This window comes from Kluyvera cryocrescens NBRC 102467, from assembly GCF_001571285.1.
Classification (GTDB): Bacteria; Pseudomonadota; Gammaproteobacteria; order Enterobacterales; family Enterobacteriaceae; genus Kluyvera; species Kluyvera cryocrescens.
In genome coordinates this window covers 101,065-117,084 of record NZ_BCTM01000008.1, presented here as the reverse complement: position 1 = coordinate 117,084, position 16,020 = coordinate 101,065, and the positions used below count along the sequence as shown (strand labels likewise).

The 16,020-nt window shown below is 55.3% G+C and carries 16 protein-coding genes; 6 read left to right on the top strand and 10 right to left on the bottom strand.

Annotated elements, in window-relative coordinates; translation table 11 throughout:
* Positions 1-3 precede the first annotated feature (3 nt).
* From KCR01S_RS06535 to nasR, 4 genes are all read right to left on the bottom strand, one after another.
* A complete protein-coding gene (locus tag KCR01S_RS06535) occupies positions 4-792 on the bottom strand; it encodes an ABC transporter ATP-binding protein (RefSeq protein ID WP_061281346.1) in 789 nt (262 codons plus the stop codon).
* 10 nt (positions 793-802) lie between these two features.
* Positions 803-1,678 (bottom strand): nitrate ABC transporter permease, encoded by an 876-nt coding sequence (gene ntrB / locus KCR01S_RS06530; RefSeq protein WP_061281344.1) that lies wholly within the window; start codon positions 1,676-1,678, stop codon positions 803-805.
* A gap of 1 nt (position 1,679) precedes the next feature.
* Positions 1,680-2,936: an ABC transporter substrate-binding protein gene (locus KCR01S_RS06525; protein ID WP_061281341.1), complete on the bottom strand. Its 1,257-nt coding sequence runs from the start codon at positions 2,934-2,936 to the stop codon at positions 1,680-1,682.
* 201 nt (positions 2,937-3,137) lie between these two features.
* Complete coding sequence (gene nasR, locus KCR01S_RS06520) at positions 3,138-4,346, bottom strand: nitrate regulatory protein NasR (RefSeq protein ID WP_061281340.1); 1,209 nt, start codon at positions 4,344-4,346, stop codon at positions 3,138-3,140.
* 74 nt (positions 4,347-4,420) lie between these two features.
* On the opposite strand from nasR, the gene KCR01S_RS06515 reads away from it, so the two are divergent.
* Together KCR01S_RS06515 and KCR01S_RS06510 are read left to right on the top strand one after the other, a co-directional pair.
* Positions 4,421-4,774 carry a DsrE/DsrF/TusD sulfur relay family protein gene (locus KCR01S_RS06515; protein WP_061281338.1) on the top strand — a complete coding sequence of 118 codons (354 nt, stop codon included), beginning with the start codon at positions 4,421-4,423 and terminating at the stop codon, positions 4,772-4,774.
* A 272-nt stretch (positions 4,775-5,046) separates the two neighbouring features.
* Positions 5,047-5,292, top strand: coding sequence for a DUF1883 domain-containing protein (locus KCR01S_RS06510; RefSeq protein ID WP_061281336.1), 246 nt, complete (start codon positions 5,047-5,049; stop codon positions 5,290-5,292).
* A gap of 46 nt (positions 5,293-5,338) precedes the next feature.
* Here KCR01S_RS06510 and KCR01S_RS06505 read toward each other — a convergent pair whose 3' ends face one another.
* A complete protein-coding gene (locus KCR01S_RS06505; protein WP_061281333.1) occupies positions 5,339-6,019 on the bottom strand; it encodes a gamma-glutamylcyclotransferase in 681 nt (226 codons plus the stop codon).
* A gap of 364 nt (positions 6,020-6,383) precedes the next feature.
* On the opposite strand from KCR01S_RS06505, the gene chaA reads away from it, so the two are divergent.
* The 4 genes from chaA (at position 6,384) to KCR01S_RS06485 (ending at position 11,763) form a co-directional block, all read left to right on the top strand.
* Positions 6,384-7,484: a sodium-potassium/proton antiporter ChaA gene (gene chaA / locus KCR01S_RS06500; protein WP_061281330.1), complete on the top strand. Its 1,101-nt coding sequence runs from the start codon at positions 6,384-6,386 to the stop codon at positions 7,482-7,484.
* A 184-nt stretch (positions 7,485-7,668) separates the two neighbouring features.
* Positions 7,669-9,114, top strand: coding sequence for an APC family permease (locus KCR01S_RS06495; RefSeq protein WP_061281325.1), 1,446 nt, complete (start codon positions 7,669-7,671; stop codon positions 9,112-9,114).
* An 11-nt stretch (positions 9,115-9,125) separates the two neighbouring features.
* Entirely contained in the window at positions 9,126-10,844 is a 1,719-nt protein-coding gene (locus tag KCR01S_RS06490; protein ID WP_061281322.1) for an amidohydrolase, read from the top strand.
* A gap of 97 nt (positions 10,845-10,941) precedes the next feature.
* Positions 10,942-11,763, top strand: a complete 822-nt coding sequence (locus KCR01S_RS06485; protein ID WP_061281317.1) for a helix-turn-helix transcriptional regulator — start codon at positions 10,942-10,944, stop codon at positions 11,761-11,763.
* A gap of 38 nt (positions 11,764-11,801) precedes the next feature.
* Here the strand turns inward: KCR01S_RS06485 and kdsA are convergent, their stop codons facing one another.
* From kdsA to prfA, 5 genes are all read right to left on the bottom strand, one after another.
* Positions 11,802-12,656, bottom strand: a complete 855-nt coding sequence (gene kdsA, locus KCR01S_RS06480) for a 3-deoxy-8-phosphooctulonate synthase (protein WP_061281314.1) — start codon at positions 12,654-12,656, stop codon at positions 11,802-11,804.
* Positions 12,657-12,881: 225 nt separating this feature from the next.
* Entirely contained in the window at positions 12,882-13,691 is an 810-nt protein-coding gene (gene sirB1 / locus KCR01S_RS06475; RefSeq protein ID WP_061281312.1) for an invasion regulator SirB1, read from the bottom strand.
* Positions 13,692-13,694: 3 nt separating this feature from the next.
* Entirely contained in the window at positions 13,695-14,087 is a 393-nt protein-coding gene (sirB2, locus tag KCR01S_RS06470; protein ID WP_061281309.1) for an invasion regulator SirB2, read from the bottom strand.
* The gene (prmC, locus tag KCR01S_RS06465) at positions 14,084-14,935 is read right to left on the bottom strand and encodes a peptide chain release factor N(5)-glutamine methyltransferase (protein ID WP_061281307.1); all 852 of its coding nucleotides are present in this window, start codon (positions 14,933-14,935) and stop codon (positions 14,084-14,086) included. Before prmC ends, sirB2 begins: the two co-directional genes overlap by 4 nt.
* On the bottom strand, positions 14,935-16,017 hold the full coding sequence (gene prfA, locus KCR01S_RS06460; RefSeq protein WP_061281305.1) for a peptide chain release factor 1: 1,083 nt from the start codon (positions 16,015-16,017) through the stop codon (positions 14,935-14,937). Before prfA ends, prmC begins: the two co-directional genes overlap by 1 nt.
* Between the last annotated feature and the right edge of the window lie 3 nt (positions 16,018-16,020).

Genomic DNA, 16,020 nt, shown 5'->3' with positions numbered 1-16,020 from the left:
TCCTTACGCCGCTTTCGGCTGCTTTTCATAGAGGAAGTGAAGAATTTGCTGGCGCAGATGATGGTAACGGCTGTCATCCGCCAACTGCACCCGATTGCGCGGACGCGGCAAATTGACATCCAGGATCTCGCCAACGGTGGCCGCCGGGCCATTGGTCATCATCAGCACTCGGTCCGACAGCAGCACCGCCTCATCAACGTCGTGGGTAATCAGTACGATGGTGGTGTTCAGCGCCTGCTGGATTTGCATCACCGAATCCTGCAGGTGTGCGCGGGTCAGCGCGTCCAGCGCACCGAACGGTTCATCCATCAGCAGGACTTTGGGTTTCATCGCCAGCGCCCGTGCGATGCCCACGCGCTGCTTCATGCCGCCTGAGATTTCGCCGGGACGTTTGTGCATGGCATGCCCCATCTGCACGCGATCGAGATTGTGCTCAATCCACTCGCGACGCTCGACTTTGCTCATGGTGCGCTGGAAGACGTGGTCAACCGCCAGCGCGACGTTATCAAAGCAGCTCAGCCACGGCAGCAGCGAGTGGTTTTGAAATACCACCGCGCGTTCCGGGCCGGGCCCTGCGATTTCTCGGTTGTCGCAGATAAGCCCGCCTTCGGTCGGTAGCGTAATACCGGCGATCAGATTCAGCAGCGTGGATTTCCCGCAGCCGGAGTGGCCTATCAGGCTGACGGTTTCCCCCTCGTGGATATCGAAAGAGACATTTTGCAGCGCCAGAAACTCGCCGCTGGCGGTGTGAAAACGCTGGCTTACGGCCTGTACCTGAATTAATGGTTTCATTGCTCTCTCCTCACTTTTCTTGCCAGCTAAAACGACGCGCAATCAGCATCAGCCCTTGCTCAAGCAGCAGTCCCACCACGCCAATAATCACGATGGCGATCAGGATGTTTTCAACATTAAGGTTGTTCCACTCGTTCCAAATCCAGAAGCCAATTCCCAGGCCACCGGTGAGCATTTCCGCCGCCACAATCACCAGCCAGGCAATGCCAATCGACAAACGAACGCCGGTCAGCACCGACGGCAGCACCGCCGGGAACAGAATTTTGCGCATCACCGTCCATTCGGAAAGTTGCAGCACCCGCGCCACGTTGAGGTAATCCTGCGGTATGCGTTTCACCCCTTCGGCGGTGTTGATAACCATCGGCCAGATCGAGCAGATGAAAATCGTCCAGCTCGACGCCGGTTCCGCCTTCTGAAACAGCAGCAGACCGATCGGCAGCCAGGCCAGCGGGCTGACTGGGCGCAGCAGCGCAATTAGCGGCGTAAACATGCGCGAAGCGAAGGTAAAGCGACCAATTAAAAAGCCCAGCGGGATCCCGACCAGCGCCGCCAGCCCAAAGCCCACCGCCACGCGCTGCAAAGAGGCCAGCACATTCCAGCCAACGCCCACGTCGTTTGGCCCGTTGATGTAGAACGGATCCGCAAACAGCGTTAACGCAGAATCCAGGGTGCTGAGCGGCGTCGGGAAGCCCTTGCTGTTCACGGCGGCAAGCTGCCAGGCCAGCACCAGCAGCCCAAGCCCCAGTAGCGCCGGAATGGTGCGTTCGGCAAGCGCGCGCAAATGACGTCGGAACGCGGGCGGCTGGCGACGCACCTGCACCGGCGGTAGCGTAATCACTTCACCTGCGGGTGCAGGCACATCGACAATCGTGGTTTTGGTCTTCATCTCATGCCCCCAGGCGTTGAACGTTAAAACTCCGGGCGTACCCGGCTGGATCGGCCCCGGTCCATATCGAGCCGTCGATCAATTTGCTGCTGCGCAGCGTTTGCGTTGGCGCAGTGACCCCGCCCACCGCCAGCGCCGCCTCTTTCCACACCTCGATACGGTTAATACGCTGGGCAACGGCCAGATAATCCGGATCGCTCTTCAACAGGCCCCAACGGCGGAACTGCGTTAAGAACCACATGCCGTCAGACAGCCAGGGATAGCTAACCTCGCCCTGGTCAAAAAAGCGGATCGGATGCGGGTCCTGCCAGCGGCGACCGATACCGTTGTCGTAGGCGCCGAGCATACGGCCGGTCAGATATTGTTCTTTGGTATTCAGCCAGCCGCGCTGGGCGAGGATCTTCGCGGTCTCGCGTTTGTTATCATCGGAAGCGTCTATCCAGCGCGCGGCATCAAGCAGGGCGGCAACCAGTGCGCGGCTGGTATTAGGATGTTGCTCGACCCAGTCCCGGCGAGTGCCGAGCACTTTTTCCGGATGATCCGGCCAGATGTCCTGGCTGGTGGCGGCGGTAAAACCGATGCGGTCGTTGATGGCGCGGGCATTCCACGGCTCCCCCACGCAGAATCCCACCATGTTGCCAATCCGCATGTTCATCACCATCTGCGGCGGCGGTACCACTACCGTTCGCACATCGGTAAACGGGTTAATGCCGCCGCTCGCCAGCCAGTAATAAAGCCACATGGCGTGAGTGCCGGTCGGGAAGGTGTGGGCGAAGGTATAGGTGCCCGGCTCACTGTTAGCGACAAGCGTTTTCAGGCCACCAAGATCGGTGACGCCCTTTTCCTGCAAATCCGTCGACAAGGTGATCCCTTGGCCATTGCGGTTCAGGGTCATGAGGTTGGCCATCGCCTGCGGTTTACCGGCAATACCCAACTCCAGCCCATACAGCAGACCATAGAGAATATGAGCGGCATCCAGTTCGCCGTTAACCAGCTTGTCGCGTACTGCCGCCCAACTGGCCTCTTTGCTCGGCACCAGCGTAATGCCGTACTTTTTATCGAACCCTTTCAAGGAGGCTATCGCCAGCGGCGCGCAGTCGGTCAACGGGATAAACCCCACCTTGACCGTTGTGAGTTCCGGCTTATCCGAACCCGCCGCCCAAACCGATGGCACCATGCCGGGCAGTAGCATCGCCCCGCCCAACGCCGCTCCCGCCTGTAATAACCGCCGCCGTGATAGTGAAAACGTCTCGCCCATACTCGCTCCCGAATGCAAAAAAAAAGCGCCCGGCAATGCTTACGCATTGCAGGACGCCTTTATCCTCGTGGTTCACGCGCCGCCATTGGCGCACAACCGACTGTTTTCAGAACTAATGCAAATCAGATGCCAGGTGTGAAATCGCGTAATATCCGGGAAAAACAGTTACTGCTCTCGCCCTGTTGCACCGCGTTCAGGCATTCATGCCCGGTGATTGTGCAACGGGGCTTCCTCATCGCTGTGCCACAGTGACTTAACCGCCAACAGCGCGCGGGCGATTTCCACCATCCGCTGGTTTTTGTCCATCGCCATCTTACGCAGGCAGTGCCAGGCCTGCTCCTCGCTCATTTGCCGATGGGTCATCAGGACGCTTTTCGCCTTATCAATTAAACGCCGTTCTTCGAGCGTATCCTTCAGCGACGCCAACTGAGCGGAGAGCTGCTCCAGCTCGCGCGCCTGCTGACGAACCAACGGCAACAGTTGGCGGTCAAGATGCAGTACCAGGCTGTCGCTCTGCGGGTCGTCATACGTCGGTGCTAGCGCCTCGTCCTCGTGCAATAGATTGTCGACGGCGGCCATCAGCTCACCAATCAACAGCTCTTCCAGCCCGCGCATGTGCTCGAGACGTTGGGTTTGCAGGGTAAACCAGTGCAGCGCGCTCTGCCCATCATCCGCCGTGGGTTTTCGGGTACAGGCGATACGGCGCAGCTGCTCGATGGCAATTCCCGCCTGGCACTCGGTAAAGAACAGCATTTTGAGCGGCGCGCTGGCCAGCGATAAAAAACTGTCGAAACAGGGCTGCTGGCCGTCAATTCGGTCCACCAGACGCTGGCGCAGTTCATCACTGAAATCACCCAACGCAAAGCCCTGCGCCCCAAGCGCTCGCTCCTGGCCCACTAATTCTTTCCCCTGCATAAAGCTGTAGAGTGCCACCAAACGCGCGGCGAGCGTGGGATCGTCAATGCTGTCATTGAGCTGTGGAATGATATTCAGCAGATGGCGGATCGTCCGGCTGAACTGGACTGTGGCGGTCTCCGGACTGATTTGTCGAGCGGTCACTTTTTCGCGCAGCGCCGGCAATTGTTCCAGCGACCACACCGCACGAGCAATGCGCTGGCACAGGCCGCTGGCAGAAGGTAAATGCTGTGGGACCAAATACGCCAGCAGCGCGCGCGTCTGTTCGTCCACTAGCGCGGCGCTGGCGCGGCGTTCGGCGGCGTATAAAGCCCCTTGCGAGCACAACCAAATGTTGGATGCCCCCCGCTCACACTGTAACATGTGCACCACGTGGCTTAACTGGCTCACCAGTTGCCCCTGCTGTGCGAGCTGATGGAGCTGCTCTTTCTGCACCTGACGCGCGTAACGAAACCACTCGATAGCGCCGGGTGTCTCATCTTCACGGTTTATCATGCGCTCTCCCGTTATAGGATTTTCTTACCGATAGTCCTAACGTTAAGCAATAACCGTGCCTTAAAGGAGTTCAGATGCAACGTATCGTCATTATTGCCAACGGTGCTGCTTACGGCAGCGAATCCCTGTTCAACAGCCTGCGTTTAGCTATCGCTCTGCGCGATCAGCAGGATGACCTGCAGCTGCAGCTATTTTTAATGTCCGATGCGGTTACCGCCGGCCTGCGCGGGCAAAAGCCGGCAGAAGGCTACAACATTCAGCAGATGCTGGAGATCCTCACCGTCCAAGGCGTCCCGGTTAAATTGTGTAAGACCTGCACCGATGGCCGCGGCATCAGCACGCTACCGCTGATTGACGGCGTAGAGATCGGCACGCTGGTTGAACTGGCGCAGTGGACGCTGGCGGCGGATAAAGTGTTGACCTTCTGATTCACAGCGATTTAGCCGGGCACGCTAAAATCCACGCAATTTAAAGGATTTTATATTACCTCTGCGGCATTCCTCGTAGGAATGTCATGAAAGCTGAATGGATTCAGGGATTTTGTCATTTTTGTTGAAGCGTTACTGATTTTTTTGATCAAAATCAGCATCCCCCCTCCCCGGGTTTGGTGTTATGCCATGAGTGATTTGTGAACAATATCACAGGCGAAATAGAGGATTCGATCGCAGGAAGCGGGTTGACTCATAGGCAGCGGGGTAGATTGGCGATGGTTAAGGCAAGTTTGACATTGTTTGGTGGGGATACGGTGGTGGTGCGTTGTTCAGAGCGTTGCCATATTCATTTAATGAGCACGCAGAAGAATACCAGCAGCCACAATACCGATGTTTTGAGCGTACAGAACGAAGAAAAAGCGTATCTGACCGTACCGTATAGCGGAACCTGGAATGTGCTGATCGATAGCCACAGCCAGTCTCTTGAGCACTCCATCAGCTACGTAGCAGCCTGATGTTTCACCCCGGAAGCACGCACTTCCGGGGTTTTCACAGTACCTTCTAGGCCAGGCCCGGCGGATTCACGCCGCCAACCAGCGTCCGTACCTTACCAATCAGCTCATTCAGGCCGTCATCCGGCATTCCCAGCTTTTGCAGCTCCTGCTCAAGCGAGAACAGATATTGCGCATTGGTACCCAGCGGCCCGCTGGCGCGCGCGATCAGCGGCGCAATCACCTGCACGCTGGTATCGGACTCATACAGCGGATGACGTGGATCCATAATAAAGACCAGCGCGTTCACCGTGCGGCCATCATCCAGACACAGCTTGCACCAGGTCGGCAGGTAGCAGCCGGTGATCATCTCGCGCTTCCACAGCAGGGAAAGCTCGTTTTCAATTTCGTCGTCCGGCAATCGATAGGCCACGCCCGTGGTGCGCCCGCCTTCTTTAAGCGCCAGCATCCGCCCCGGCTGGCAGGCGCTACCGCGGCCTGCGGTAAGACGTAGGCAGAACGCCCGATGCCAGCCAACCAGCGTACCGGTGACCGACTCACTAAAATTAAGCGCCGGGTTCCACATCAGAGAACCGTAGCCGAAAATCCATACCGGACCATTATCCGGGCGGCAGGCCAGCGTTGCCGCCAGCGACGCAGCACGTTGTTCAGCAGACCACAGCAGCGATTCCTCAATGGCGCCAAACGCCGTTGTACAATCTGCCTTCATCAAGAAATCACGCGTTAACACTTTAAACCTCCACCACCACTTCTCTTCCCTGCAACACATACGCCCTTAAGGGAACGAATGGTGACCTCCGGAGCTGTCATTGATGAAATATTATCCAGATTTATGCGGCAGGATGCAATTTGTCTGCTATGGCTTCGATGAGAATTCATGGCCTTTTTAGCGACAAAAACAGTGAATCCCAACGCAGCAATATGCTGTTATTTAAAAAATATTTAACCGACATTTTATATTATAGACATCTCTAAGAAAAAATGGCGATATGGGTAAATTTTAGTAAAAGATCGCATTACCCATAGAAAAATTTGTTAATTTATACCGCTGCTTTTTTCTATAATTATAAATACCTGCACAGATGGAGACAAACATGACCCACGCGCATGAGGCGGTGAAAACTCGCCATAAGGAGACGTCGCTTATTTTCCCGATAGTGGCGCTGGCAATCCTGATATTCTGGGGAAATAATCAGTCATTGCCAGTGGTCATCGCCATTAACGCTATGGCGCTCGTCGGTATTCTTTGCAGCGCATTTAGCGTTGTACGCCACGCGGATGTTTTAGCACACCGTCTTGGCGAGCCATACGGCTCTCTGATTTTAAGTCTTTCCGTGGTTATCCTTGAGGTTAGCCTGATATCCGCATTAATGGCAACGGGCGACGCCGCCCCTACCCTGATGCGCGATACGCTCTATTCCATCATTATGATCGTGACCGGCGGGTTAGTCGGTTTCTCGTTATTGCTCGGTGGCCGAAAGTTCGCCACGCAATATATGAACCTGTTTGGCATCAAACAGTATTTAATTGCGCTCTTCCCGCTGGCTATTATTGTGCTGGTCTTCCCGACCGCTCTGCCGGGCGCCAATTTCACCATTGGCCAATCGCTGCTGGTTGCCCTGATTTCTGCCGCCATGTACGGCGTATTCTTGTTAATTCAGACCAAAACCCACCAGAGCCTGTTTATTTACGAGCATGAAGATGACAGCGATGATGATGACCCGCACCATGGGAAACCATCGGCACACAGCAGCCTGTGGCACGCGGTGTGGCTGATTGTTCACCTGGTTGCCGTTATTGCGGTCACCAAGATGAACGCCAACCCGCTGGAGACATTGCTCACCAGCATGAACGCGCCGGTGGCCTTTACCGGTTTCCTGGTGGCGCTGTTAATCCTGTCGCCGGAAGGACTGGGTGCGCTGAAAGCGGTACTGAACAACCAGGTACAGCGTGCGATGAACCTGTTCTTTGGTTCAGTGCTGGCGACCATCTCACTGACGGTACCGGTGGTGACGCTGATTGCCTATATGACCGGTAACGACCTGATGTTTGGTCTGGGCATGCCTGAAATGATTGTGATGGTGGCCTCGCTGGTACTGTGTCATATCTCCTTCTCCACCGGGCGTACCAACGTGCTGAACGGCGCGGCGCACCTGGCGCTGTTTGCCGCCTACCTGATGACAATTTTTGCCTAATGTCTGAACGCGTGCTGGCAGGAAAACTGCCAGCATTTTCTTTCCGTTAGCGATCACACTTCCCCTTTTTGCCCTTATTTTTACGACAGACGCCCCTACTCCCTTCCCCCTAGTATTGCCCTGCCTGCGCTTTTCAACAAAACAATAACCATCAGCGCTTTAGTTGCACGACAGGGAAAATTTTATGTCTGAAAAACAAACTCATGCTGCTCAACCGGCGGCAAATGCGGGTTATAGCCTTAATCGCCTGGATATTATTCTGGGACTCGTCTGCGCCATCTTCTTTATCGACACCGTAGCCCCCATTGCCGCAATGGGCGTCACCTCGATTGCCTGGATGGTGATCATCGGCGTGGTGTTCTTTTTCCCAGGCTGCCTGGTAGTTGCAGAACAAGGGGCGGCTTATCCGGAAAATGGCGGTCTTTATGCATGGATAAAACGCGCATACGGCACTCTCTGGGGCGCACGCATCGCGTGGATGTATTGGTGCGGTAACGCGCTCTGGATCTCGTCGGCCATGACGGTCATCGTTAACGTTTTCTGTCAGCTATTTGGCGTTGAGATTGGCCTCGCCGGGAAAGCCGCGCTCAATATTCTGCTGGTCTGGTTGATTACCGGCTTGGCGCTACGTCCGATGAAAAATTCTACGCGAATTATAAACTTTGCTGCCTCGGTTAAAATTCTGATGGCATTCGGGTTGATTATTAGCGGAAGCATTTGGCTCGCCTCCGGGCACGCGCCAGCCAATACCTTTGATTGGCAAGCAATACGCCCTTCCTACGGCCAGGCGATGGTGTTTATTCCGGCATTGATTTATAACTTCCTCGGCTTCGAGACCATGTCAGCCGCTGCCGCGTCGATGCGTAATCCGAAAAAAGATGTACCGATTGCATCGCTGAGCAACGTGCTATTGGTGATCGGCCTTAATATTATTGCGGTCAGCGGTGTGCTACTGATTATACCCAGCGCCAAGGTTGATATTATCGGCGGTATTTTGACCTGCTTCACTTTGGGTTTAAACCATGGAGTCCTGGGCTCACTGATTGTCTATGCCATCGGCATTCTGTATCTGGCCGCCTTGTGTTCGCAGTCGCTGATGTGGATGCTCGCTACCTGTCGAATGGCACAGGCCACCGCTCAGGCCAATGAGCTCCCCGCCGTACTCGCCAAATCTCACCCCCGTCACGACAGCCCCGCAGGCGCTCTGATTGCCGGAGCCTGTATCACGACGGTAATGACGATCACCAGCACCGTACTGTCCGGTTCGGCCCAGGAGATGTTTTGGTCTATTTTTTCCTCCACGACCATCCTGTTGCTAATCCCCTATTTCGTCAACTTCCAGGCGTTCCTGAAGTTACGTAAACACGACAAACAAACGATACGTCCCTATATCTTTCCCGCCCCCGATTGGGTCGTGACGGTCCTGATGCGGCTGGCACAACTCATTCTATTTCTGACCGCCTTCTTTCTGATTTGGGTACCGGGAGAACCGTTCAAAGCCGCCAACGCAGGGTTTATTGCCATCGGCGTCATCCTTACGCTCGCCATCGGGGAAACGCTCATCAGAAGAAGTTTGAAACGTCGCACCTCTCCAGATTCATCCACTCAACCCTCAGCAGCCGATGCCTGAAAGGAGCAATTATGTACGCAGAAATCGTGTTTAAAAATGGTGTTATCTGGACGGCCGATCGGCTGCATCCTCTCGCGCAGGCAATCGCCGTCACGGGTGAGGAGATTATTTTTTGCGGAAGCAATGCAGACGCCTGTGCCTATACCGGTGAGAAAACGCAGGTCCATGATTTAGCGGGCCGTTTCATGATGCCAGCATTCATTGACGGACACTGTCATTACACGCTGACCGCCGATGATATCTGCGGCGTTAACTTACAGGGAATGAATACGCCAGAGGCGTATCTCCGCGCGATTGGCGACAAACTTGCCGCGCGCCCAAATGCTGAGTTCATTCGCGGCGGTGGCTTTCTGGAAGCAGTCTTCCCCGACGTTGGCCCGGACAAAGCTCTACTGGACGCCATATCGTTGGATATCCCCATCGTCATCGCCTCTGAAACCTATCACTCCCTCTGGGTGAATTCGAAAGCCTTAGCGATAGCGGGGATTAACGCCCACACGCCGGATCCGCTCAACGGACGAATCGAACGTAACTCTCTGGGCGAACCCAGCGGCTGTTTACGCGAAACAGCACAGGCATTGGTGTTGGAATGCTTGCCTGACTGGTCAGTCGAGGAATATAAAGAGTCGATCCTTCACTTTCAAAACCTGGCCCATCGTTTAGGTATTACCGGCGCCTGCGATCCGTGGCTTGATATACACGGGCAAAATGCCACCAGCGCACTTATCGAACTGGATGACCAGCGACAAATTAAGATGAACCTGCGCGGAGCCATATTAGCCGCCCCTGCGCTGGGTCGGGAGCAATTCCCCGCGCTCAATAGCCGCCTTAATACGCTACGCCGTCAGGGGAAACACTTTCAGGCAACCACACTGAAGTTCTTCGCGGACGGTATTTTTGAAACGAAAACAGCGTTGATGCTTGAGCCCTACGCGGCAGCCGCCGGGAAAGGTGACAACTACTATGGGGAGCAAAACTGGAACACCTCGGAACTGCAGGCGCTGTTTACCACGGCGGATAAAGCGCATTGGCAACTGCATATTCACTGTATTGCCGATGGGGCAGTACGCCAGGCGCTCGACGCATTTGAACACCTGCAAAGAACCAACGGTAAACGCGATTCTCGTCACTGTATCGCCCATGCGACTGCCTGTGCCGCAGAGGATTTTCCCCGTTTTAAAGCGCTCGGGGTTAGCGTAATGCTCAATACCTTTTGGGCCTCCCGCGACAAAACCTGGCTAATGATAGCCGATTGGATTGGCCACGATCGCGCCGAGCGTTACCTTTATCCGGTCGAGAGCTTCTTCAACGCCGGGGCCATCGTCACCAATGCCAGCGATTATCCGGTGACGGCCTGGCCAAATCCCCTTATTGGTATTGAAACCGCCGTCACCCGTCAACCCGCCGATAATTATCATCCCTGGGTGTTTGATTACAGCAATCCCGTACATCAGCAGGTTCCCTGGCCTGAAGAACGAACTAGCGTTGAGCGCATGCTCGAGGCTTGCACGGTAAATCAGGCGTGGGCCAACTTTATGGAGTCGTATACGGGTTCAATCGTGCCGGGTAAAAAAGCTGACTTTATCATTCTGAACAACAATCCGCTGAGCGTCGCGGCAGAAGATATTGGCGTGATAACCGTGCACCAAACCTGGTTTGAAGGTGAATGCGTTTACCGCGCCTCCTCACAGCCTGATATACCCGCTACTCACGATCTTACGTCATGCTAGCAACCGCGCGATCAGCCTGCGTTTGCGGGGCCGATCGCGCTTTATTATTTCAACTTCCACTAGGGTAAGAGGCAGGATAATCAGGCTGGAGGCACCGATGTCCATCACACTGTCAGATGCAGGGGATATTGTTAACGAATTGGGCAGTGAGCGGTTCCCATGGTCCATTCAGAAATGGTTGAGTCGTCATGCCACCTTGCCCGCAATCTATCACAGCATCGCCATGTGCTACGACAGCGTCCCCGCGCCAACGCATAACATGCGGCGTTTTCATCAGGTCAGCAGTCTTTTTTCCGCCAGCGATATTGCGCCGGATTTAGTCCTGGAAGCGCTTGATTTATATACCCGCCATGGAGAATGGCGCCAGGACGAACTGATTTCACGGCTTGAACGTAAGTCAACCGCCGACATGCGCATTGAACAAATTCCCCCGCCCGCCGCCGAGAACGCCCGATTTAACCCCTATCTTCAACTGTTTAATTACAGTCAGCTTGGCATTGAATATGCTCTGACGCTGACTGACGAACATCGGGTTTACACGTATTCGCTGTTCCAGAAACGCGGGGATTTGCCCTTTAGCGCAAACGCATTACGCGGGCTGTCGATCTACGGGCCCTTTATTTTGACCCTACTCCGAAAGCATGCGCAGTTTACTCTCCGCTCGCGGCCCAATTTATCAACCCCTCAGCAGCAGTTCAGCGCACGGCTATCGGGCTGCGGAGTGAAATTATCAGCGCGCGAGTACGAAACCTGTCTTGGTGTCCTGAACGGCGAAAACATCACTCAACTTGCTCAGCGCATGCAGGTGAAAGAGACATCGGTCAGAACGTATCTCGACCGGGCGTTGATAAAATTACACCTATCGGGGAAGCGCGCGCTGTATCAATGGAGTATTGCGGGACAACAGAGTGAGGAATGAAAAAGGCCCGCAAACAGAACGTTTACGGGCCTACTAGCTTACTTGCTGGTATCCAGCTCATCGAAGCCTTTTACCAGGTCATCGATGGCTTTCATTTGCTTCAGGAACGGTTCCAGTTTATCCAGCGGCAGCGCAGACGGGCCGTCGCAGCGCGCGTGGTCTGGATCTGGGTGCGCTTCGATGAACAGACCGGCGATCCCAACCGCCATACCGGCGCGCGCCAGTTCTGCAACCTGCGCACGACGACCGCCAGATGCGGCGCCAAACGGGTCGCGGCACTGCAGCGCATGGGTGACGTCAAAGATAACCGGTGAATTGTTGGAGGCTTTTTTCATTACGCCAAAGCCCAGCATATCCACGACCAGGTTGTCGTAACCGAAGTTTGCGCCACGGTCGCACAGAATGACCTGGTCATTACCGCCTTCAATAAATTTGTCGACGATGTTACCCATCTGACCTGGGCTCACGAACTGTGGTTTCTTCACGTTGATCACCGCGCCGGTTTTCGCCATCGCTTCAACCAGATCGGTCTGGCGAGCGAGGAACGCAGGCAACTGGATTACGTCAACCACATCGGCAACCGGCTGAGCCTGGCTGGCTTCGTGAACGTCGGTGATGATTTTCACGCCGAAGGTTCGCTTCAGTTCCTGGAAAATTTTCATCCCTTCTTCCAGGCCCGGGCCACGGTAAGAATGGATAGAGGAACGGTTGGCTTTATCAAATGAAGCTTTGAACACATAAGGGATGCCCAGCTTCTGGGTCACGGTCACGTAGTGTTCGCAAATACGCATTGCCAGGTCGCGTGACTCCAGCACGTTCATGCCGCCAAACAGAACAAACGGCAGGTCGTTTGCTACTTTGATATCACCAATGCTAACCACTTTTTCTTTCATAAGATCGCCTTGTTAGGGTATTTCCGCGATTATATACGCAAATCATTTAAGTTACATCAAAGGGGGCAAGGGAACGAATCAGCCCCGCTTAAGACGGGTCTTCGCTGAGAAAACGGCCTCCCACCGCCCTCCCGGTAACGTACGGCGGTACGTTGCCAGGATGTGGCATTCAGCCAGCGCCAGGGCAGTCTGAAGGAGGATATGGATAACCGAGGTTACCACCGACTAGTGAAGCGTAATTTGCTTATGCGCGATGGTATTAATCTGCGCACGGATCATTTCACTGATCGGGTCTTCCGGACACTGTTCAACGAAATAATTCAGATCATTCAGCGCAATGTGTTCACATTCCAACTGCGCGTAGATGAGTCCGCGGTCGCGAATCTCATACGGGTCCTCAGGATTAAACTGCAGCAGCGTTTGACTGGCACCCAGCGCAAGCTCCATCTGCCGCTCTTCCATCAGCGCCGATTTCAGCGTGTCGAGCAGTTTGCGGATCACTTCAGCGTTATCCGCTTCATCGAGATCTTCATTAAACAGCTCCGCCGTCGGGCTGATGTTGCCCTTAAGCCACACTTCGAGCGTGTGCTCGTCGAGCGTATCGCCGTTAAACGGATTCACCAGCCACAGCTCTTCGTCATCGACATCGGCACGCAGCAGCAGTTGCGTCGGGAAAATGACCGGCACCACGGGAATATCGAGATGGCTGGCAATCCACAGCACAATCGCTCCTAGCGCCACCGCACTGCCCTGACGATTTTTCAGCACCTGATCCAACCACAGCGCGTCTGACAGGCGGTAGACGCCAGAAGAATCGCCAAAATTCCACTCATGATAGAACAGCTCAATCAGACGCTCCATTTGGCGCGTCAGCGTCCACGAAGGGCTAATCTCCTCGCGGGCCAGTGCGACCAGACATTCGAGTTGTTCACGCACCTTCTGCGACGGAAAATCATCACGAATCATTTCGGAAATAAGGATCATGCCATCGCACAGCGGCGCTTTATTAAATTCAAAATCAGCCAGTGACTTCATACCTTACCCCAACAACGGAACTTTAGTGATGGCGAGTTTAACGATGATGCACAACACCACCAGCGCGAGCAGAAAGGCAATAAACCCACTCTGCTGGCTGCGCGGACGACGACGTCCAAGCGCGACAAAACCCAAAAAGATGTAAATGATAACGCCAAACAGCTTTTCCGTCAGCCATGTCCCTTCTTCGGTGAAAGGAAAATAGCGCGTTATCAGCATCAGCGCGACGCCGCTGAGCAACAGAACGCTGTCAACCGCATGCGGTAACACGCGCACCCAGCGCGCCTCCAGCATGGCGTTTTGATGATGTTTCCACCAATAACGTAATGCAAAAAAGCTGACAGAAACAATGGCCGCCCCAATATGCAGATAGAGCACCCACAGGAATAAATTCATGAACTCACCTCCGCATCGCCCGGCCACTGCGCCAGCGTCAGGCGATCGTTGTCGCCGTAGTCGCGACAGGTTTCTGCGTACTGATAACCCGCGGCCCGGAACAGTTCTCGAACCGCTTCGCCCTGCTTCCAGCCGTGCTCCAGCAGCATATAGCCGCCCGGTAGCAAATGCTGACGCCCAAGACGAATAATGTACGCAAGATCGGCCAGCCCATTTTCGGCGGCCACCAACGCGGTTTTTGGCTCAAAACGCACATCCCCCTGCGCAAGATGTTCATCCTGCTCATCAATATAGGGGGGATTACTGACGATGACGGCAAAACGCTGACCGTCTAATGCGCTAAACCAGTCGCTTTGCAGAATCCGAATATTGCGGATACCGAGGTTATCGGCATTTCGCTGCGCCAGCGCCACCGCATCGGCAATAAAGTCGACGGCGGTCAACTGGCAATCCGGGCGTTCGCTGGCCAGCGCGAGGGCAACCGCGCCAGTGCCGGTGCCCAGATCGAGAATGTGACAGGGCGATTGCGGCAGGCGCGCCAGCGCCTGCTCAACCAGGCATTCCGTGTCCGGCCGCGGGATCAGCGTAACCGGAGAGACAAAAAGCGGCAGTGACCAAAACTCCCGCGTCCCCACCAAATGCGCTACCGGCTCACCATTGGCGCGTCGCGCCAGCAGTTCAGCCAGCGTTGCCATCTGCGACGCGGTCAATTCGGTCTCATCGAAGGCCAGAATGTATGTCCGCGCCTTGCCGGTTACATGCCCCAGCAGGATCTCGGCGTCGCGGTGCGGGCTTTCGCCTGCCGCAAGCGCCGTGATGGCCTGTTGCAGCCACTGTCGAAAGGTCATCATTCCGTGTCGGACAGCGCCGCCAGCTGATCGGCCTGATATTCCTGCACGATAGGCTCGATAAGCATATCCAGCTTGCCTTCCATCACTTCATCCAGACGGTAAAGCGTCACGTTGATGCGGTGGTCGGTCACTCGCCCCTGTGGGAAGTTATAGGTGCGGTTACGATCGCTGCGATCGCCGCTGCCCAGCAGGTTACGGCGCTCAGAGGCTTCCGCCTGCTGACGACGGGCAATTTCAGCGGCACGGATACGCGAACCCAGTACCGACATCGCTTTGGCTTTGTTTTTATGCTGGGAACGTTCGTCCTGACACTCCACCACAATACCGGTTGGCAAGTGGGTAATACGGATCGCGGAGTCGGTGGTGTTAACGTGCTGGCCGCCCGCCCCTGAGGAACGGAAGGTATCAATACGCAGGTCTGCCGGGTTGATATCCGGCAGTTCGGCTTCCGGCACCTCTGGCAACACGGCCACGGTACACGCCGAAGTATGAATACGCCCCTGGGATTCGGTTGCCGGAACGCGCTGTACGCGGTGACCGCCGGATTCAAACTTCAGCCGGCCGTAAACGCCTTCGCCGCTGATTTTCGCGATCACTTCTTTAAAACCACCATGCTCGCCTTCGTTGGCGCTCATGATTTCCACGCGCCAGCGGCGGGATTCCGCATAGCGGGTATACATACGGAACAGATCGCCCGCAAACAGCGCCGCTTCGTCGCCGCCGGTACCGGCGCGTACTTCAACAAAGGCGTTACGCTCGTCGTCCGGATCGCGCGGCAGCAGCAGCACCTGGAGCTGCTGTTCGAGCTGTTCTTCGCGCGCTTTGGCTTCCTGTAACTCTTCCTGCGCCATTTCGCGCATTTCAGGATCGTCGAGCATCATCTGCGCGGTTTCAATATCTTCCTGAACCTGGCGCCAGTCGGTATAACAACGGGAAACGTCGCCCAGCTGTGCGTACTCACGCGACAGCGCCCGGAAACGGTCCTGATCGGCAATAGTTGCTGCGTCTCCCAGCAGCGCCTGAACTTCTTCATGGCGCTCGTAGAGAGCTTCCAGTTTAGCAACAATAGAAGGCTTCATTGG